Here is a 19,028-nt window from a genome sequence, read left to right on the forward strand (position 1 = left end):
ATTAGTATGTCTGTTTTCGTATACCAAACCTTTGAAGTAAAACAGGATAAATTTGTGGAAGCATTAAAGAACCTGAGAATGATTCAAAGCTATAGAAATGAAAACTATGAACATAAGATAGAACTTTTGTCTCCTATATCAGGAGCTGACCATACTTATGCTTTTTTATGTACTTATGAGGGCCTTGCAGAAATGGAGCTCCAAAATAAAAAGATGTTTGAAGATGAAGAATATAAAAAGCTTATAGAGGAGTTCTTCCTTGAGGATATTGTCCAGGGCAGCATGAATACCCAGCTGTTCCGGTCGGTTACTGGGTTAAAAAGCGAAAGCGCAGAGAAAAACAAATAGACGCTTTGGAACAAGTCCTTTGCAGATTCGAAACCGAGCCGATCACCATCAGGAATCGGCTTATTTATTTGGGTGGAAGAGGCGTCATACTCTTACTTAAACGGACAGAAATCGGAATCAAGTTGGAAACTTTTCGAGAAAAGGAGGAACATCATGGATTTTTTTCTTCCCAGCGGCAATTCTTCAAAAGGAAGTGAATCCGGTGATTTAAAATGGTGGCAATTATCTTTAATAGGTGTCGGATGTACAATCGGTACCGGTTTTTTTCTTGGGTCTGCTATCGGCATCAAAATCACCGGGCCCTCTATTGTCTTTTCATTTGTCCTGGCGGCAATCGGAACTTATATTGTCTATAACCTGTTAGCCAAGATGACAGCTGAAGACCCTCAGGAGGGATCGTTTTGCTATTATGCCAATAAAGCATATGGAAAGTGGGCAGGCTTTAGCTGCGGATGGAATTATTGGAGTTCAAACATTCTTATCATGGGAAGTCAATTAACGGCACTATCCATTTTAACAAGGTTCTGGTTTCCGCATGTCCCTCTGTGGATTTTTGCTTCTGGATACGCAATCCTTTCCATTATTGTTGTGCTAACAGGCAACAAAGGCTTTGACAAGGTAGAGGACCTATTTGCCATTATTAAAACGGCTGCCATTATAATGTTTATTATTTTGGCGATAGCAGCTCTGGCTGGGGTAATAGATGGCAATGCCAAACATCCTGGTTTTCCCGGTTCAGCAGGTGAGTTGTTTCCTGAAGGGTGGAAAGGCTTTTGGTCTTCCTTAATTTATGCCTTTTATGCTTATGGGGGCATTGAAGTAATCGGGCTTATGGCAACCAGGCTAAAGCAGAAGGAGGATGCCCCAAAAGCAGGCATTATTATGCTAATCGTGCTTGTGATCATTTATGTTATTTCACTTAGTTTAGCTGTCTATATGGCCTCACATGGAGCGTTTAACGAAAAGGAGAGCCCATTTGTCACTGCGATGGATAAATACAATTTGGACTTTTTTCCGCATGTATTTAATGCGGCGATCATTATTGCCGGTTTTTCTACTATGACAGCGTCCCTGTTTGGTGTAACGGCTTTGCTTGTTACGCTGGCTGACGATGGGGATGCCCCGGCAGTTTTCTCAAAGAAAATCAAGAAGTGGAAGGACCTGCCGCTTCCATCTCTGGGGTTGGCCACAGCTGGGTTAATAGCTTCGATTGTCACAGCTTTGCTGCTGCCCGGAAAAATTTATGAGTATATCACAACCGCTGCTGGAATATTGATCTTATTTAACTGGTCTTTCATTATCATCTCTGCTCTTCGTATTCTGGAGATTAAGGTTTTCGGGAAACTGATGGCCTTCCTTGGATTGGCACTGATTTTGGCTGCTGTGAGCGGGACATTGCTTGAGAAATCGATTAGGTTTGGTTTCTTCGTCAGTTTAATTTTTGTGGCTATAATAGCAATCGTAGCAGTAATTATGCAGAAGAAGGTTTGGAAGAATGGAGGCCAGAAGGGTTAAAAAAGGAAAAACAAAAAACCAGAGTCATCTGGTTTTTTGTTTTTCCTTCCTTTTAGCATTTAAATTGTTTATTTAACTCAATCTGCAGCTGTCGCAAAGAGGATTAAACGTTCATTCTGAAATCAAGAAGAGACATAAGGATGGCTAAAAGTTTAAGACAATAATGAAAACACTATAAAATCAAACACAAAACTAGTCCCAACAAAATGGCAGGCACGTGTGGAGGATTGCTATGCTGGGTTAAATAGAAAGGCCAGAACTCTTGATAACTTTGGGAATTCACAAAAATTGGAATCTTTCTAAATTTCTTCTTTTAAATTCTTTAGGTTTTCAGATAATTCTTTAGTTCAATATGAAAATTTTATTTTTGGCATAAAAAATGGGTGTAAAGCAAGGGGCAAGAAATCAAGTAACGAAGAAGGGAGGAAGAACAGTAGTTTTCAACACTTTTTATATAAAATTTCTGGGACCATATGTAGAGTAGTCCCAGTAACAAATAAATATTCTAAATAAATTGTTGCATTTTTATGCCAAATCATCATTTTAAATAAGGACTTAGTTTTAGTATTAATTGGTTTAATTTTTCAGAGTTTTTATTGTACATTTTTTGGGCTTTTTTAGAATCTGTTTGCAAAGCAAATACTTCCAAGTCAGCTGCACATTGTTTCATCATAGCCATTAAAAGGGGCCTTTGCTGAGGAGATGGGACCTTTATTTTATCATCATATATGTCTATTGTTAATTCCCCGTATGAATCAACCTGACCTACAAACACATTATCAAGTGTTACCCCCAGTTTTTCTAGCTCCATATTTAGCCATTTTCTTGTTTTTCCGGATTCAGCCAATGGGTCATTTAAGATATTTCCATCCATAATAACGGTTTGAGGTTCTTTCTCCTGTGCAACCTTTAGATTAATATCTTTTGGGGTCAGCGGCTGGTTTTCTTTTTTCAGCATAACGCTGAGGTCTCCTCTTGGTTCCAGCACGGCGAATTCTACATCAGCTGCTTTAAAGACATTCCTTTGCCTTAGCAATGCATTTAAATCATCTATCGAATATCTTTCCTTCTTAAGATTATCCTCTTGAATTTTTCCATCTTTAATTAAAACTGTGCCTCTTCCCTCGAAAAAGTTTCGAAAGTTTTTACTTTTAAGGGAAAGTATATCTGCAAAAAAGGTAACAAGGCCAAATATCATGATGGAAAGAATACCGCTTCCCCAATGATTATTAAGGCCCATAATAATCTCACCGGCAATACTTCCGATTGTTATACCCGCAACATATTCGAAAAAGGAAAGCTCAGATATTTGTTTTTTCCCAATTAATTTTGTAACGGCAAACAAGACTACGACAAATAAAATCGAACGAAAACCCACTTCTACCCATTCAGGCATATATTCACCTCCAAAATATTAGTTCGGTTTATATTGCGGCTCTTCAAATTCCAGCTCTATTTTCCTCGTTTGAAGATCTTTCTTTATGTTTCCAATTTCAAGCATGGTTTCATGAAATAACCGTTTAGATTCCTCATCGAGAGAAGTTAAAGCCAGACTTGATAGTTGTGCCTCAATCGCACGTATAGTTGCCAGACATTGATTTACATTTGAAGCAACAGTCATTCTAACATCCGCCCAATCAAAATTATTTTCACAATAAATAAGGGGCTGGCAGGGAGCCAGCCGAAAAAAATTATTGGTTGTATTGTGGCTCTTCTTTCTGAATTTCCTGCAGGCGAGGCTCAATGCTATCAATAATCGTTTGTGTTTGCTGTGCAGCATTTTGATAAAGCTGCTTTGCATTTTGATTCTCTGTTCCCAATGCAAAAGTTTCAAAGCTCGCTTGAGCACTTTTTAAACCTGCTATCGTTTGCTTAACCTGAGTTCCAACTGTCATTTCATTCATTCCTTCTCTCTTTGTAATTTAAACTACACATGTAGTATTACTTTTGATTTTTTGTTTATGTGTTTTTCTTAATGGTAATTTAAAGAAAGCTTTACTAAAAAACTTTTCAAGTCTACCTTAGTTGTTGCTTAAAGGTATTTTCAAATTAGAAATAAACTACATTCTTTCTAGAACCCACATTTCTTCTTAGTATTTGTATTCATTTTATATTCCATTCCCACTATTAAATCCGTTCATTTCCATTTCTAAAATGGGCATAAATTTAACATCCTATTTATAGAGCTTAATGAAAGGAGAAAAACCTAAAAATGATGTTACGTTCAATTTTATTAATAGTATGGGGATATTTGGATCCAATCTATTTTCCATTTACCCGTTTGCAATATCCTGCATCAGATCAAGAAAGAGAGGGAGTTTTTCGTGTAAGATTAACAAAATACAAGGGAAAGGACTTAGAACTATCAGACGGGATTATTATTCGTAAAAACGATCTTTTACTTAAAATTCATTTACATAATGTGAAGCTGCTAAATGAATTCAATAACATTAAAAGTGAATTATCAAAAGGGAGAGGTATTTTTAAACGAGTTAAAGAATCTATGCCTGTATTGACTACTTTTATTCTTAAACATCCAGAAGAAGCTAAGATAAAAGGGATTATCGGAATAACATTGATTAACAAGGGATTCAGCCCACTTGGATTTGAATGTATACTCCCTGAAAACAAACTCTATTGCTGGTTTAAAAAAACGTTCCAATTACCCATTTTTCTTTTATCATGTTCAAAAATTTCAGTTGCTAATGTGAAAAGACATCGTACAGTATACTTAATGATGTCTAAAGAAAAGCTGATTGAGAAGTACAAACAACCGAGTTAGTTAGTTTCCTCTAACTCCCACTAGGACTATCCCCTCATTCCTCTTATAATTTTAAGAAGGGAGGGGATGTGACTATGTTATTATTTTTTATTCTAACATTATCCGTTATTTTCACTTTTATTTTATTTTCAGCGTATAAGAACACAAAGAAAGTCACAATAAATAAGATTTCAGTTGCCCGTCCAAACATTACAGTTTCGGGAGATAATTTAAGAATTCTTCATTTATCTGATATGCACCTTGAAAATATATCAATCAATCCGGCAGAATTATACGCGATGATTTCAAAACAGCCGGTTGACCTAATTGCTCTTACTGGGGATTTTCTCGACCGGAAACGCAGCATTCCGAAATTGGCAGCCTATCTTGAGGTGTTGAAAAATACAAATCCTAAGTATGGGATGTATGCTGTGTTTGGAAATCATGATTATGTCTTAAAAGGAAAGAACTTTGAGTCATTGAAAAAAACTTTAGAAAAAAATGGATGTATAACTCTTCAAAATGAGCATGTTACTATTCAGATTAATGAGCAAAATTTAAATATCATTGGAATTGATAATCACAGTACAAAACACAGCGATGTAAAAAAGGCCTATAAAGGTGTACCTGATGGTTACAATTTAGTATTAACCCATGATCCAAATGTTGTCCTTGAGATGGAGAATGTTCCATTTGATTACTTATTGTCCGGTCATTTTCACGGGGGACAAATTCATTGGCCGAGGCCATACCATTTGATTAAAATGGGGAAGCTTGTGCGAATGAAAATGGTCAAAGGTCTTCATTATCATGGTGGAAAACCGTTCTATATAAGTGAAGGACTCGGACAAACGGGGGTGAATATCCGTATTGGGAGCCGCCCAGAAATTACGTTTCATGAAATTTCTTAATGCAATAAAAAAACCTTGCCATCAAATATAAGCAAGGTTTTTTTATTCTTCAAAGTCTTTTCAAAGTGGAAGAACATTCTAGAAAAACACAAAAAAATTTGAGGATATCCGCAAATATTATTTACAAATCAGACAAAAATATTGCCAGCATATTCGTTTCCCTTAAAGTACAAATTAATAAACGGAAGGTGAAAAACCTTACTTTCTTATTACTATTAAGGGGAGTGCTAGACCTTGAATAACTGGATAAATGCGCTTTTTAATACAGGAAGAATGACAGGGAGAATGCAGCCTTTTTTAAATATGTTTGGAAGAAGAAAAAGAAGAAATAATAGGGGAATGTTATGGGGATCTTTATTAAGCCTGGGCTTAAGTGCAGCTGCTTATGGTTTAACCAGAAACCGTAACAGAAATATGGCTCGCCCTCTTCAAAATTTAATGAACAATACTCGAATGGGAAACTTTCAGAAACCTAATATGGCTGGTTTAACAGAGTTTGCGGAGGAATTGACTCCAAATAAAAATCCGTTAAACAACAATCCATTAAACAAAAATCCATTAAACAACAACAACAAATAGATTATAAAAGCCCACATTTAATGTGGGTTTTTATAATGGCAAGGATAATAATGCCAGCTATTATGGATTCTAATTCAAAATATCCAAAATCCATTTTTTAAGATCTACCATCCGCAGGCCGTCGATACTTTTATTGGTGCCGGTAACAATGAAAGGTGCCAGTGAATCAGCTTTATGCATAGAGCCATGAGCTGCACCGCCGGAATGCTGAGGTGAACTCTCCCCAATGAACTCATACCCGGGTTTAGCGTCAACAATTAGGAATTCCCCCTGCTGAGAATGTATAGCTCCATATAGCCTTGCCAGTCCGTCAGGATAATCTCCATATTCAATTTGCTTGTTCTTTATTGTTAGATCGAGAATAGAGAGATTTCCTTTTAAAGACCATGTTTGATTATAAACATCTTTATCCGGTCCTCCAGAATTATAAATAAGAGAGCCTTCATGTGCTCCAGATATCACATGAATCATTTCATTTACCTTCCAGGCAATCCAGCCAATCCGACTATCTGTTTGCAATGTTTGGGCAATATTTTCTAAAGAAAGACTTTCATTAATTTTATAAATATAAGCCATCCGTTCATTGGCAGTAATGACAATGTCATCGTCCTTTGAAACAGCCTTACCCAGCTTTAAAACTCTATAATCGGAGAGGATTTCCTTTAAATTAATTAAAGCTTCTTTTTTATCCTTTTTAACCGATGATTGATAGCTATCCCCAATTATAACCCAAATGTAATTATTAAGAGCATCTTCCCACTGTGGAAACATATTTAAAACTTCCTGAAGGTGTTTATCAAGTTTTTCAATCCCTTTTGTCGTAGTTGGACCTTTTTTATGTACAGTATGGTCGTTTTCACCTAGATACATGATTGTAAATTCAGGGAGAATATTTTTTTCCAATAGATATTTTAATTCTTGAACCGCAAAGGCATCGTTAAGTCCTAAACGTTTTACAATATGTTTATTATTAGGATCCTGGCGAATAAATGCACCTAAAGACAGCATCTTGGGCCCAGTGGTTTCATATTCTTCAGGCAAGACACTTACCTTTGCTATAGGCTTCGGAACTTTAAGGGTATGATGATCATATCCCCGATAAATTAACGCATTAATGGATGCGGTTTTCCTTTTGTCCTGGGCTAAATCTTCATGAATGGTCTTTACTTTTGGATTCAGGTCCACATTATTATATCGGTGCATAATATTTTCAGCAAAATTAGAAAACCCGAGCTTCAGGATTTCAAAAAAACCATTTCCATAAGTAATGATCTGCTTCTTATCATCATCAAACCAAACGAGTCCCGGGATTTTATGCTGATTAGGGTATGTACCAGTTATTAAAGAACTGTCGATCGTTACTGACATCGTTGGAAAGGAACTCACTAAATTCTTACTATATTGGCCGTTTTTTAAAAAGAAGGCTAGGGCAGGGGCCTTATTTTCCTGAATAGCCTTTTTTAACGGCTCATCCATTAATGAATCTAAAACCAGAAGTATAATTTTAGGCGGGGAATGACTGTCTGTTAAAAAAGCCTTTGGTATTTTTCTCTGTTCGTTTGCTTTATTTCTGCTAATTATGAAGCCGATAATTATTATTGAAATAAGGATTATAAGAATCCAAAGAATTATCATATAATTTCACCTTCGTTTTCGAGTAGATTATTTATTAGATTGCTGTAACTTGTTATTGAACCATAGTTTATAAAAAAGGATTAAACAGACTAGAAAGAAAAGGTATGATATAACTCCCAGTAGCAGATTATGACCTGACGAAAAAATTTGCTCTCCGCTGTAAGCAAGCAAAAACATAGGTGGCAGCATTCCAATGGCAGTTGCCATAAAAAAATACCTAAATCGAATTTCAGATGCTCCACAATAAATGTTAATCACCTGAGGAGGAATAATAGCGATCATTCGTCCAAATAGAATAGCAATAAATGCATTTTTTTCAAAGAGGGATTGAAATTTTTTAATTCCTTTATACCTTATCAAAAAGGCAGTGAAATAATCCCTAAAGTAATAACGTGATAAAAAAAAGTAAATAAGAGAAGCAGAGAGAATGCCAAACCAATTAATCAGCAAACCAATAATCGCACCAAATTTCACTCCCATTAATCCGGCAAATAGAGTAAAAGGCAAGAATGGAATTGATGCAATTAGAACAGAAAAGAAAAACATAACTGGAAGCCAGGAAGAGTCACTGTTTTGCAGCCAATTTAATATATAATCTTTTTTGGTTAACCCGATAATCAAAATATTGATATAGGCTATTACAATCCACCATTTTCGCATTTTATTATGGCTCCTAACATAAAAGCCCTTAATTTTTTCTCAATTTACCTTTCCAAAACCTTACTATCAGTATGCTTATTTTTTCGTAAGGAAATGTATTAAAATGGACAAAAACATATTCTAAAATCCAACATAAAATAACATCGAGTAAAAAAGGAGAGGAAGGTAAAGTTAATGCACTATGATCCAAACATGAATTATGGATATTATATTCCATACAGAGATTTAAAAAGTGAGACGTTAACGATTATAAAACCATTCGTGAACTATGGTTTATCAGAAGCAAAATTTACTTCAGTTTCCCATGCCATGACAGAAATTGCGGCTATGGCTTATTTGATTGGAAAAGGCTATGATCCGCAAATAGCTTATAAAACAGTTGAATCATGGGAGATAAATGAAAAGTTTTAATCAGAAAATGATCAAACCCGAAATTTAGACCATAAACCTTTCCTCTGAAAAGTGCTGAGGCAAGGTTTATGTTTTTGGGTAAGTTACCTATAGAAAAATATGGCATTTATTAATAAGACCAAAATGAATAACTAGAATTATTGATTAGCGGAGCAATCTTAAACTAAAATTAGATAATCATTTACCCAATTCCAGACCATAAAAGGGAATAAGCTCATACATCTATTATTAAGTCGTGATTCTCACTCCTGAAGGGAGAATTTTTTCATAGGAGAGGGGGAAAATTTTATTAACCTTAATAATTATTTTTAGTTTACATAATATATATTATAGGAAGTAATAAAGAAAACAAAATAAAAGGTCTCATTATCTAAGTATACTTAAGATAGTGAGACAAAATGAAAATTTTTACTGAAATTGGTTTTTATAACTTAAAACATCTGAATTTATTCTAATTATGCTTTGCCATTCATTATTTAAAAATTTAAATCAAGTAATTTTATATTTAGATTTCCGATTTTATGATCTCATAAATTTTTTTGGGATTTCACAAGGCTAAGTTAAACATCATTATTATTTATAATGATCTGCAATTTTGTGCCAATATCATTAATAAATTTCTTCGACTATAATCTTTCATTCGGAAACACTTTTACATTAAATAGCCAATTAAAATTTTACTATTCCCCTCTTTTCAAAGGCTTTCAATTTAGTTTACATAACATAATTATTAGTAACTAGATCTATCCTTCATCCAATCAGATTTACCAATAACTTTTTTCATAACCCTCAATTTGTTTATTCACTATCCTGGGTGTTGTTAAAGAACATTTCTGCCTCATCCTTTTTTTTCTCTTTATTTTTACCCTTCTTCCCCATTTTCCCATCCGATTCATAGCTCAATTTATAAGTATTTTCCTCGTTTTTCTTCAACGTTATCACTCCTTTGCTCCTATGATTTGTTTTGTTTTCATTTTTATTCAAAAAAACAAAAAACACAGGTTATCCTGTGTTTTTTGTCAAACAAGCTGCAAAGCCGCTTGAAGATACTTTCTTGGAGTATCGTAATAGAGTATTTTGCTGAATTGTGGATATACCGATTCAAAATGTATAAAGATCGGTGAATCGAGGAGCCAGGGATAGTTCGAGTAAAAGCATCTATCACCATAAACCATTGCTGTTAAAGCCAAATCCAACTCTTTCTGGAAAATCATGAACCTTATTTTGGAGTATTGTTCATCAAATTCCCCTCCGCTGATATACACCTTCCCGCTCAGGACATACTGGCCCATCTGCGGCTGCCACTCTGCAAACACTTCATCACGAAATTTAGGGTTGATGGCATTTAGATCGTAATAGCCGCCTATCGCCAGAAATAAGTCTCCTGTAGCATCTGAATGTGTAAGCGTATATTTCCTGCGATCTACTGGCCTGAATTCAGTCGCAGGAGGCAAATACTTGACTGCGAGCTTAGATGGATTAAATTTACTCATATAAGCGCCCCCTAAGCAAATATACTTATGTTAGTGTATGATATCCGCCTATAAACGTGACAGTTGCCTAATTCTTATTGGAGCTGCGCGGATTCATTTTCATAACCTTCGTGTTTTTCAAGACCCATTTTCCTTGTTCATATAGCCAGAAGGATTCCACAAAAGCGATCGTATCGGCATTATAAGCCCCGCTGATTCTCTGTACCCCTAGCAATCCTTTCTCGCCATCCACAGGGGTTATCTTTAATGTACTATAAGGGTTTACCATTAGCTCAGTTGGTTCACTAAGCTTCCCATTTACATATAAACCAAGACGCTCATACTCCTCCCCGCGGTCCCTTAAATCAAAGGAATACGATTGGCTGGTATCTTGAATGCTTACAGATGCTTTATATCCATTTTCAAATTGGCTATTGATTATTAAAGGGGGTGGAACCGTTAGGTCACTCAATTTGAAATCTTTTAAGGAATACAAATAAAAATTGGATAATCCCCCGCTTCCTCCAGTCGGAATGCTTATATACATATCCTTAATGGCATCTCGGTTTAAATCTTCAAATTGTACCTGTGGTTCATACCCGCCTGCTAGTTCCGCTTTATAGGTTTTCCCGTCAGAGGCCGCTATCTCCAAAAAGACTTCCTTAAAAAAAGCAGCACCCTCCTCATAATAGACGCCCTTTATGTAAACGGTATCTTTCTTCTTATCACCGGACACGTCCACTTTTTCTTTTGAAATCGTAATGATCTTTTCTTCCTCTTCACCAGCGTACACACCTGTTATAGCCGATAAAGACATAAAAAAGAACGCGGCAAACGCAAAGAGCAATTCCTTTTTCATAATGAATCCTCCCCTATTTTTTTATTAGCTTCCCCATATATGGAAATTTAATGTAATAAAGCATAAAAAAACCTCCTATCACAAAGGATAGGAGGTTTCATAAAAATGATTATTTACCTGTTTTCTTTAAAGCACTTTCCTTTGTCTCCCATGATTCAATTCCATCAAGTCCAGAGATAGAATCAGCATAGAATACCGGATCTTTTCCTTCTTTACGCTGGGCCCTATAATCCTTAAGAGCTGCAAAGGCAATCTTACCGAGCATAGTAATGGCAATCAAGTTGATTAACGCCATGATGCCCATGAATAAATCAGCAAGGCCCCAAACAGTAGCCAGGTCAACCAAAGCACCGAAAATAACCATGCCGATTACTCCCAGGCGGTATATAAATATAGCCACTCGACTTTCTTTAATGAATTCAATATTTGTTTCACCGTAATAATAGTTGCCGATTACTGAACTGAATGCAAATAGGAAAATCGAAACAGCAACAAAAATTGGTGCCCAAGAGCCAATATGTGAAGATAAAGCTGTTTGTGTTAACTGAATTCCAGATAAATCAGGAGTTGTATAGGCTCCTGAAAGGATTATCATGAATGCAGTCGCAGAACAGATTAAAATCGTATCAACAAAAACACCCAACGTTTGAATTAATCCTTGTTTAACAGGATGGGTAACAGCTGCTGTTGCTGCCGCGTTCGGAGCACTACCCATACCTGCTTCATTTGAGAATAAGCCTCTTTTAATCCCCATCATAACAGCAGCGCCCATTGCTCCGCCAAATGCCTGATCCATGCCGAATGCGCCTTTTACGATCGTCGCGATAAGGCTAGGCACTTCAGTGATATTTAGTACTACAATGACAATTGCAACAATTAAATAAATAACAGCCATAATTGGAACGATTATCTGAGATACGTAGGCGATTCTCTTGATACCGCCAAAGATGATAAGGGCAGTTAATGCTGCGAGAATCAAGCCGATCATCAAGCGGCTTGTTCCAAACGCTTCATTGAAAGCTAAAGAAATGGTATTGGATTGGACTGAATTAAACACAAGACCGAAACAAAATGTGATAATAACAGCAAACAGAATGCCCATCCAGCGTTTCTTTAGCCCTCTTTCCATATAGTAAGCAGGGCCGCCTCGAAAGCCATTTTTATCTTTAACCTTATAAATCTGAGCTAAAGTACTTTCTACAAAACTAGATGCTGCGCCTAGAAAGGCGATCACCCACATCCAAAAAACTGCACCTGGTCCGCCCGCTGCAATCGCAGTAGCGACACCTGCCATGTTACCCGTACCAATACGGGAAGCAGCACTGACTGTGAAAGCCTGGAAGGAAGATATCCCCCGTTTGCCTTCCGCGGATACCATTCTTTTATCTCCAAGAATTCTGAACATTTCCCCCAAGTAACGAAATTGGACAAACTTGCTTTTAACACTAAAATAAAGACCTAAAATGATTAATACTGCGATTAGAATATAAGTCCAGACCAAATCATTTAGAAAGCCTACGGCTGAATTTAATCCTTGTAAGAATAAATCCATGCATTTCCCCCCTAGTTGTGTTTTTTTAAATTGCGGCATTTTACTATTTTACAAAAGGAATACCCTTTCTAATCTATCAGAAGAATTTTTAATAGACAAGCCGTATATTCATTCCAAGGCATAAAAAAAGGGAAAAAACGCTTGGTAAAAAGGAAAGTACCAAACTTTTTATTCCCTTTATCCAATATTTTCAAACGTTTTCATATAATTTTCTATTAGTTTTTTATACAAAAAACTTTACTTAGAATAACATTAACACTCTCTCCTGTTCACAACAAAAAAGCATCACTGAACAGTCCAGTGATGCTTTACTAAAGATTCATCCATTTACCTGCTCAAGTTGCCCTGTCTCCAAATGGAGCAAACAGCCGACTATTTCCACATTTTGGCCATATTGTTGATATACTGGGTGATTCTTTAAATTTTCAATTTGTATCAATTTTTTTTTGCCAATTCGTCCATTTAGATTTTGTCAATGGCTCAATGACAGCCATTTCCAGTTTTTCCTGATCCACAAGGGTCTGAATATAAATAATGACATAATCTTGCCCGACTGCTGTAATATGCCGTTCTTTTAAGTCTTCAGTATGCTTTAACTTATCTATAACTCCGCTATGTATCAAAGGGGTTTTTTCATCTTGAGGTTTTGCGATCGGTTTACTATTTTTTGAAGGTTTCCTAAACCACATTGCATGCACACCTCTACTGAACATTTTTGGTTAGTTTGCTTAATTTAGGTAATTTAAATTCCTATAACCAGGTGTCAGAAGTTTAGACAGGAGGGAAACATCACCTAAAAAAAATGAACCCTCCTGCAAATGCAGGGGGTTCATTAGCCTTATTCTGCCGATTGGCCGTTAGGATCATCTGGTTGATCTTCCGTCTTCCAAATACCTTTCGCTTTTCCGCTCTCAGATTCATCAATAATGAATGATCCATTTGAGTACCTGTCATTAAATCGGATTGCTGAACCTTTGACAGCTTCTATATGGCCTTTCTCGGTTTCAATGAATATAGCATCGCTGCCTCTGATAATGACGGATCCAACAATGCGATGAGGATTGGATTTTAATTCACGAAGCATGACTACCCCGCGCTTGGCACGGGAAGTACGCTCGAATTCGCTTAGTTTCATTTTCTTTATGGATCCACGCTGTGTAACGATGACTACAGCTTGTTCCTTTGGATCTTCAATGAGCTGGGCGCCGGTTACAAAGTCGCCGTCTTTTAGATTAATTCCTTTCACACCAGCAGCCCTGGCACCGACAATACTTACTTCTTCCTCATGGAACCATAACCCATAACCCTGATGAGTGGCAAGGAATATTTCTTTCGTGCCATCGGTCTGATAGACATCCAGAACTTCATCATTGCCCTTTACATTAATGGCAACGAGCGGTTTGGAATACCTTTGTGCTTTATATTGCTTCAGCTCAGTTTTTTTCACCATTCCGTTCTTCGTCATAAAGAGCAGGAATGCCTCGGTCTCAAAATCTTTTACTGGTATAGCCCGAACAATGGAGTCATCCCGGTCAATCGGAATGATGTTGGCAATATGCTGGCCAAGATCCTTCCATCGTATGTCTGGCAGCTGATGAACCGGACAATATAAATAATTTCCTTTATTCGTGAATACAAGGAGAACATCGGTCGTGTTCATATCCAGCTGGGCAATCAGCCTGTCGGAATCCTTCATGCCGAAATCCTGTCCGTTTGAGGCGGCAAAGGATCGCTGGCTTGTACGCTTGACGTAGCCTTCCTTTGTTACGGTGACGATGACATCTTCACTTGCCACCAGCACTTCAAGGTTGATTTTTATTTCTTCAATTTCCGCTTCAATTCTGGTGCGGCGTTCATCAGCAAAACGCTTTTTAACATCTTTAAGTTCCTTTTTAATCACAGAGTAAAGCTTTTTCTCGCTTTCCAGAATGGCCTTCAGCTCCTGGATCTGCTTGGCAAGCTCTTCAGCCTCTGCTCTCAAAGCCGTTATGTCTGTATTTGTTAAGCGATATAGCTGTAAAGAAACGATGGCTTCTGCCTGTGGTTCTGTGAACTCAAACTTGGCAATCAAATTATCCTTTGCATCCCGTTTATCCTTAGAAGCACGGATGGCCGCTATTACTTCATCCAGAATTGAGAGTGCCTTCATCAAGCCTTCTACGATATGCTGGCGGGCTTCTGCCTTATGCAGGTCAAACTGTGACCTGCGGGTTACAACGTCTTTACGGTGGCCGATGTATGCATCCAAAAGCTCCCTGAGCCCCATTAATTTTGGATGCCTGTTGTGAATGGCTACCATGTTGAAATTATATGTTATCTGTAAATCGCTGTTTTTGTATAAATAATGCAAAACGCCTTCAGGATCCGCATCCTTTTTCAGTTCTATTACAATGCGGAGACCTGTGCGATCCGTTTCGTCGCGGACCTCGGCAATGCCTTCCACTTTGCGGTCCAGTCGGAATTCATCAATTTTCTTCACGAGATTGGCTTTATTCACTTCAAAAGGAATCTCGGTGATGACAATTTGCTTTTTCCCTCCGCGCAGGTCTTCAAATTCGGATTTTCCGCGGATAATGATTTTGCCTTTGCCTGTTTCGTAGGCTTTTTTAATGCCATCAACGCCCTGGATAATGCCTCCGGTAGGAAAGTCAGGTCCTTTAATATGCTCCATCAGCTCATCAATTGAGCAGTCCGGTTTTTCCATGCGCAAAATAGCACCGTCAATGATTTCATTTAAATGGTGAGGCGGAATTTCAGTAGCATACCCCGCTGAAATTCCTGTGGAACCATTAACAAGCAGGTTAGGATACCTGGCAGGCAGGACTGTTGGCTCGTTGGACGTATCGTCAAAGTTAGGGATAAAATCAACTGTCCTTTTTTCGATGTCCTTCAGCAATTCAGATGAAATGGCAGAAAGCCGGGCCTCCGTGTAACGCATGGCTGCCGGTGGATCTCCGTCTATGCTTCCGTTATTCCCGTGCATTTCAACGAGAAGGTTTCGGACCTTCCAATCCTGACTCATCCGCACCATAGCATCATATACCGATGTATCACCATGCGGATGATAGTTGCCGATTACGTTTCCTACTGTTTTTGCTGATTTTCTGAAGCCTTTATCCTGGGTATTCCCCTCAACATGCATGGCATACAAAATACGTCTTTGAACCGGCTTTAAGCCGTCACGCGCGTCAGGAAGTGCACGGTCCTGGATAATATATTTACTGTAGCGCCCAAAACGGTCACCCAGTACATCTTCAAGAGGAAGGTCGCGGAATTTTTCTGCAGAACTCAAGATTCAACCTCCTCCTCTAAAACAGAAATATTTTCATTTTCAAGTATGCTTCCGTCTTCTTCAAGTCCGAATGCAACATTGGATTCAATCCACTTGCGTCGCGGTTCTACCTTATCGCCCATCAATGTGGTAATGCGGCGCTCCGCCCTTGCTGCATCATCAATCTTCACGCGAATCAGCGTACGTGTTTCAGGATCCATCGTCGTTTCCCATAACTGGTCTGCGTTCATTTCGCCAAGACCCTTATATCGCTGAATCATATAGCCTTTACCAACTTTTTTAATGGTGTCCTGAAGGTCATCATCACTCCAGGAATACTCAACCACTTCTTTTTTGCCTGATCCTTTGCTGACTTTATACAAAGGGGGAAGAGCAATAAATACTTTACCAGCTTCAAGAAGAGGCTTCATATAACGGTAGAAGAAAGTGAGAAGCAGCACCTGTATATGCGCTCCATCTGTATCGGCATCTGTCATGATAATTACCTTATCGTAATTGACATCATCCAGATTAAAATCAGCTCCAACGCCTGCTCCGACCGCATGGATAATCGTATTAATCTCTTCATTTTTAAAGATATCCTGAAGTTTCGCTTTTTCTGTATTGATAACTTTACCTCTTAGCGGAAGCACAGCCTGGAACCGTCTATCCCTTCCTTGCTTGGCTGATCCGCCTGCGGAGTCTCCCTCTACTAAATATATTTCATTCCTTTGCGGATTGCGTGATTGGGCTGGAGTCAGTTTGCCTGATAGTACCGCTTCTGATCTCTTCCGTTTTTTTCCGCTCCTGGCTTCTTCACGTGCTTTGCGGGCAGCTTCTCTGGCCTGGTAGGCCTTGATCGCTTTTTTGATTAGTAGGGAGCTTGTCTCAGGGTTTTCTTCAAGAAAATACGACAAATGCTCAGAAACAACAGAATCAACAGCCGAGCGTGCTTCGCTTGTTCCGAGTTTGCCTTTCGTCTGTCCTTCAAACTGCAAAAGTTCCTCAGGCACCCGAACAGAGACAATGGCAGTGAATCCTTCACGGATATCGGCCCCATCCAAATTTTTATCTTTTTCCTTTAACAAATTCACCTTTCGTGAATATTCGTTAAAGGCGCGTGTCATAGCTGTTTTTGAACCCGCTTCATGTGTTCCGCCGTCTTTTGTTCGGACGTTATTGACAAAGGACAATACATTTTCCGAATAGCCGTCATTGAATTGAAAAGCGAAATCGACTTCAATTCCATTGCTTTCTCCTTCAAAGCTTATTACCGGGTGAAGGACATCCTTCTCCTCATTTAAATATTCAACGAAAGCCTCTATGCCGTTTTCATAATGAAAAACGTCATGAAAATCATTCCGTTCATCAAGGATCTCAATTTTCATTCCCTTTAGGAGGAACGCTGACTCACGAAGACGTTCACATAGAGTCTCATAATTATAAGTAGTAGTGGAGAAAATCGTCGGGTCAGGCTTAAAATGGATTGTTGTGCCCGCTTGGTTTGTCTTGCCTACTTTTTCAAGAGTGGTGACAGGTTTTCCGCCATGCTCAAACCGCTGTTCGTATACAAATCCATCCCGCTTAATTTTTACAACCAGCCATTCGGAAAGGGCGTTAACAACCGAGGCACCGACACCGTGCAGCCCTCCGCTTGTTTTATAGCCACCCTGGCCGAACTTTCCCCCGGCATGGAGAACGGTCAATATAACTTCAGGCGTTGGCTTGCCCATCCGGTGCATCCCGGTTGGCATACCGCGTCCTTTATCTTGAACACTTATTGAATTGTCTTTATGTATTTTGACAATGATATGATCCCCGTAACCCGCCAGCGCTTCATCAACAGCGTTATCGACAATCTCATATACAAGATGGTGCAAACCCCTTGCATCCGTACTTCCAATGTACATCCCAGGGCGCTTTCTTACTGCTTCCAGCCCCTCGAGTACTTGTATGGCATCATCATTGTAGTCAAAAGCTTCCTGATTTTTTGCCACGAACATACCCCTTTCATATCTTGCAGCAACACTGGCCGCCAATTGCGGCTCTTGAACACCCGTATAAGCATTCGGCTCAAAGATCGTTTTTCCTTTATAAAAATTAGATAAATCCCGATATGAGAACAGGTGTTCCACATTCATATTTTACCATATAATTTAATAAGGTCTATGCTTTATTTTATCTATTTATTTGGTTTTGGCAAATAAGTTCTTGAGTGTTGCGGGATTTTTAAAGATTATTTCCATTAGCTAAACCCTTTATTTACGGGCTTCTTATAAAAATAAGGCTTTTTTCTAAAAGATTGTTGTTTTTGAATAGATTTGTGAATAGAAACATTGATAAATAAGTTTGGTTGATTGGAGCATAAGGTACGAGACTCCAGCGGGAGGAGCGGGACAGGTGAGACCCCACAGCCGCTGCGCGCCGAGGAGGCTCACCGCCCACCCCGCGGTTCGCTGAGTATCCTGGAGCGGAAATCAACCTCTCCACAATACTTGTTTAAAAAGCAACAAAGTTTGCGAAGTCAGACAAAAATAAAAACATGAGATCTTTTCAAGACCTCATGCTGATTTTACTTCGTTAATGCATGTTCAACTTTAATGCAGCGGTCCATGATGACAGTGTATCCCTTTTCTTTAAGAAAATCGTATGCTTCCTGATTTGCTACACCCAGCTGTGCCCAGAAGATATCTGCATCAATTTCTGCAAATTCCCTTGCAACCTCCGGAAGAAACTCGGATCTCCTGAAAACATTTACGATATCAATATGTCCCTCGATCTCTTTAAGGCTTGAAACGGCTTTAACGCCAAGAACTTCATCAACGGTTGGATTCACCGGGATTATCTCATAACCTGCATTTTGCATTGCTTCGGAAACCATATATGAAGTACGATCGGGATTTCCGCTTAAACCGACAACCGCAATGCGCTTTGACTTTTTTAAAAGAACGCCGATTTCTTCCCTGCTTGGATTTTTAATAGGCATCTTTTTCCCTCCCAAAACTTATAGTCTACATCTATTTTACCTAAATTTCCTAAAGTGTACTATTTAAT

19 protein-coding genes are annotated in these 19,028 nt (G+C 38.3%); 6 read left to right on the plus strand and 13 right to left on the minus strand.

What is annotated here, in order from left to right; translation table 11 throughout:
• Positions 1–6 precede the first annotated feature (6 nt).
• Positions 7–348, plus strand: a complete 342-nt coding sequence (locus IQ19_RS12580) for a hypothetical protein (protein ID WP_144542740.1) — start codon at positions 7–9, stop codon at positions 346–348.
• A 153-nt stretch (positions 349–501) separates the two neighbouring features.
• Positions 502–1,863, plus strand: coding sequence for an amino acid permease (locus tag IQ19_RS12585; protein WP_144542741.1), 1,362 nt, complete (start codon positions 502–504; stop codon positions 1,861–1,863).
• A gap of 538 nt (positions 1,864–2,401) precedes the next feature.
• Here the strand turns inward: IQ19_RS12585 and IQ19_RS12590 are convergent.
• From IQ19_RS12590 to IQ19_RS12600, 3 genes are all read right to left on the minus strand, one after another.
• Positions 2,402–3,259 carry a DUF421 domain-containing protein gene (locus tag IQ19_RS12590; RefSeq protein ID WP_144542742.1) on the minus strand — a complete coding sequence of 286 codons (858 nt, stop codon included), beginning with the start codon at positions 3,257–3,259 and terminating at the stop codon, positions 2,402–2,404.
• 18 nt (positions 3,260–3,277) lie between these two features.
• Positions 3,278–3,484, minus strand: a complete 207-nt coding sequence (locus IQ19_RS12595) for a DUF1657 domain-containing protein (protein WP_144542743.1) — start codon at positions 3,482–3,484, stop codon at positions 3,278–3,280.
• A 70-nt stretch (positions 3,485–3,554) separates the two neighbouring features.
• Positions 3,555–3,758, minus strand: coding sequence for a DUF1657 domain-containing protein (locus IQ19_RS12600; protein WP_144542841.1), 204 nt, complete (start codon positions 3,756–3,758; stop codon positions 3,555–3,557).
• 317 nt (positions 3,759–4,075) lie between these two features.
• Here IQ19_RS12600 and IQ19_RS12605 point away from each other — a divergent pair, with 317 nt between their 5' ends.
• The 3 genes from IQ19_RS12605 to IQ19_RS12615 all read left to right on the plus strand — a co-directional run bounded on the left by IQ19_RS12605 (position 4,076) and on the right by IQ19_RS12615 (position 6,114).
• A complete protein-coding gene (locus tag IQ19_RS12605) occupies positions 4,076–4,645 on the plus strand; it encodes a YkoP family protein (RefSeq protein WP_242020983.1) in 570 nt (189 codons plus the stop codon).
• Positions 4,646–4,719: 74 nt separating this feature from the next.
• The gene (locus IQ19_RS12610; RefSeq protein ID WP_199749461.1) at positions 4,720–5,535 is read left to right on the plus strand and encodes a metallophosphoesterase; all 816 of its coding nucleotides are present in this window, start codon (positions 4,720–4,722) and stop codon (positions 5,533–5,535) included.
• A 285-nt stretch (positions 5,536–5,820) separates the two neighbouring features.
• Positions 5,821–6,114, plus strand: a complete 294-nt coding sequence (locus IQ19_RS12615) for a hypothetical protein (RefSeq protein ID WP_242020984.1) — start codon at positions 5,821–5,823, stop codon at positions 6,112–6,114.
• Positions 6,115–6,183: 69 nt separating this feature from the next.
• On the opposite strand, the gene IQ19_RS12620 is transcribed toward IQ19_RS12615, so the two are convergent.
• Positions 6,184–7,749, minus strand: a complete 1,566-nt coding sequence (locus IQ19_RS12620; protein ID WP_144542746.1) for an alkaline phosphatase family protein — start codon at positions 7,747–7,749, stop codon at positions 6,184–6,186.
• Positions 7,750–7,776: 27 nt separating this feature from the next.
• A complete protein-coding gene (locus IQ19_RS12625; protein WP_144542747.1) occupies positions 7,777–8,409 on the minus strand; it encodes a TVP38/TMEM64 family protein in 633 nt (210 codons plus the stop codon).
• A 174-nt stretch (positions 8,410–8,583) separates the two neighbouring features.
• Here IQ19_RS12625 and IQ19_RS12630 point away from each other — a divergent pair, with 174 nt between their 5' ends.
• Complete coding sequence (locus tag IQ19_RS12630; RefSeq protein WP_144542748.1) at positions 8,584–8,820, plus strand: hypothetical protein; 237 nt, start codon at positions 8,584–8,586, stop codon at positions 8,818–8,820.
• 798 nt (positions 8,821–9,618) lie between these two features.
• Here IQ19_RS12630 and IQ19_RS28980 read toward each other — a convergent pair.
• The 8 genes from IQ19_RS28980 to IQ19_RS12665 all read right to left on the minus strand — a co-directional run bounded on the left by IQ19_RS28980 (position 9,619) and on the right by IQ19_RS12665 (position 18,960).
• Positions 9,619–9,753, minus strand: a complete 135-nt coding sequence (locus tag IQ19_RS28980; protein ID WP_277875337.1) for a hypothetical protein — start codon at positions 9,751–9,753, stop codon at positions 9,619–9,621.
• A gap of 86 nt (positions 9,754–9,839) precedes the next feature.
• Positions 9,840–10,313 carry a staygreen family protein gene (locus IQ19_RS12635; protein ID WP_144542749.1) on the minus strand — a complete coding sequence of 158 codons (474 nt, stop codon included), beginning with the start codon at positions 10,311–10,313 and terminating at the stop codon, positions 9,840–9,842.
• Positions 10,314–10,380: 67 nt separating this feature from the next.
• On the minus strand, positions 10,381–11,151 hold the full coding sequence (locus tag IQ19_RS12640; protein ID WP_144542750.1) for a hypothetical protein: 771 nt from the start codon (positions 11,149–11,151) through the stop codon (positions 10,381–10,383).
• Between the two features lie 109 nt (positions 11,152–11,260).
• The gene (locus IQ19_RS12645) at positions 11,261–12,703 is read right to left on the minus strand and encodes an alanine/glycine:cation symporter family protein (RefSeq protein WP_144542751.1); all 1,443 of its coding nucleotides are present in this window, start codon (positions 12,701–12,703) and stop codon (positions 11,261–11,263) included.
• 425 nt (positions 12,704–13,128) lie between these two features.
• On the minus strand, positions 13,129–13,392 hold the full coding sequence (locus tag IQ19_RS12650; protein ID WP_144542752.1) for a spore germination protein: 264 nt from the start codon (positions 13,390–13,392) through the stop codon (positions 13,129–13,131).
• Positions 13,393–13,541: 149 nt separating this feature from the next.
• Positions 13,542–15,995 carry a DNA topoisomerase IV subunit A gene (gene parC / locus IQ19_RS12655; protein ID WP_144542753.1) on the minus strand — a complete coding sequence of 818 codons (2,454 nt, stop codon included), beginning with the start codon at positions 15,993–15,995 and terminating at the stop codon, positions 13,542–13,544.
• Positions 15,992–17,971, minus strand: a complete 1,980-nt coding sequence (gene parE, locus IQ19_RS12660) for a DNA topoisomerase IV subunit B (RefSeq protein WP_144542843.1) — start codon at positions 17,969–17,971, stop codon at positions 15,992–15,994. Before parE ends, parC begins: the two co-directional genes overlap by 4 nt.
• 575 nt (positions 17,972–18,546) lie before the next feature.
• Positions 18,547–18,960, minus strand: coding sequence for a CoA-binding protein (locus IQ19_RS12665; protein WP_144542754.1), 414 nt, complete (start codon positions 18,958–18,960; stop codon positions 18,547–18,549).
• Between the last annotated feature and the right edge of the window lie 68 nt (positions 18,961–19,028).

The organism is Cytobacillus oceanisediminis, assembly GCF_007830235.1.
Classification (GTDB): Bacteria; Bacillota; Bacilli; order Bacillales; family Cytobacillaceae; genus Cytobacillus; species Cytobacillus oceanisediminis.

Coding starts and splice junctions, on each gene's coding strand:
- IQ19_RS12580 (WP_144542740.1), top strand. CDS start 7: ATGTCTGTTTTCGTATACCAAACCTTTGAAGTAAAACAGGATAAATTT.
- IQ19_RS12585 (WP_144542741.1), top strand. CDS start 502: ATGGATTTTTTTCTTCCCAGCGGCAATTCTTCAAAAGGAAGTGAATCC.
- IQ19_RS12590 (WP_144542742.1), bottom strand. CDS start 3,259: ATGCCTGAATGGGTAGAAGTGGGTTTTCGTTCGATTTTATTTGTCGTA.
- IQ19_RS12595 (WP_144542743.1), bottom strand. CDS start 3,484: ATGACTGTTGCTTCAAATGTAAATCAATGTCTGGCAACTATACGTGCG.
- IQ19_RS12600 (WP_144542841.1), bottom strand. CDS start 3,758: ATGACAGTTGGAACTCAGGTTAAGCAAACGATAGCAGGTTTAAAAAGT.
- IQ19_RS12605 (WP_242020983.1), top strand. CDS start 4,076: ATGATGTTACGTTCAATTTTATTAATAGTATGGGGATATTTGGATCCA.
- IQ19_RS12610 (WP_199749461.1), top strand. CDS start 4,720: ATGTTATTATTTTTTATTCTAACATTATCCGTTATTTTCACTTTTATT.
- IQ19_RS12615 (WP_242020984.1), top strand. CDS start 5,821: ATGCAGCCTTTTTTAAATATGTTTGGAAGAAGAAAAAGAAGAAATAAT.
- IQ19_RS12620 (WP_144542746.1), bottom strand. CDS start 7,749: ATGATAATTCTTTGGATTCTTATAATCCTTATTTCAATAATAATTATC.
- IQ19_RS12625 (WP_144542747.1), bottom strand. CDS start 8,409: ATGCGAAAATGGTGGATTGTAATAGCCTATATCAATATTTTGATTATC.
- IQ19_RS12630 (WP_144542748.1), top strand. CDS start 8,584: ATGCACTATGATCCAAACATGAATTATGGATATTATATTCCATACAGA.
- IQ19_RS12635 (WP_144542749.1), bottom strand. CDS start 10,313: ATGAGTAAATTTAATCCATCTAAGCTCGCAGTCAAGTATTTGCCTCCT.
- IQ19_RS12640 (WP_144542750.1), bottom strand. CDS start 11,151: ATGAAAAAGGAATTGCTCTTTGCGTTTGCCGCGTTCTTTTTTATGTCT.
- IQ19_RS12645 (WP_144542751.1), bottom strand. CDS start 12,703: ATGGATTTATTCTTACAAGGATTAAATTCAGCCGTAGGCTTTCTAAAT.
- IQ19_RS12650 (WP_144542752.1), bottom strand. CDS start 13,392: ATGTGGTTTAGGAAACCTTCAAAAAATAGTAAACCGATCGCAAAACCT.
- IQ19_RS12665 (WP_144542754.1), bottom strand. CDS start 18,960: ATGCCTATTAAAAATCCAAGCAGGGAAGAAATCGGCGTTCTTTTAAAA.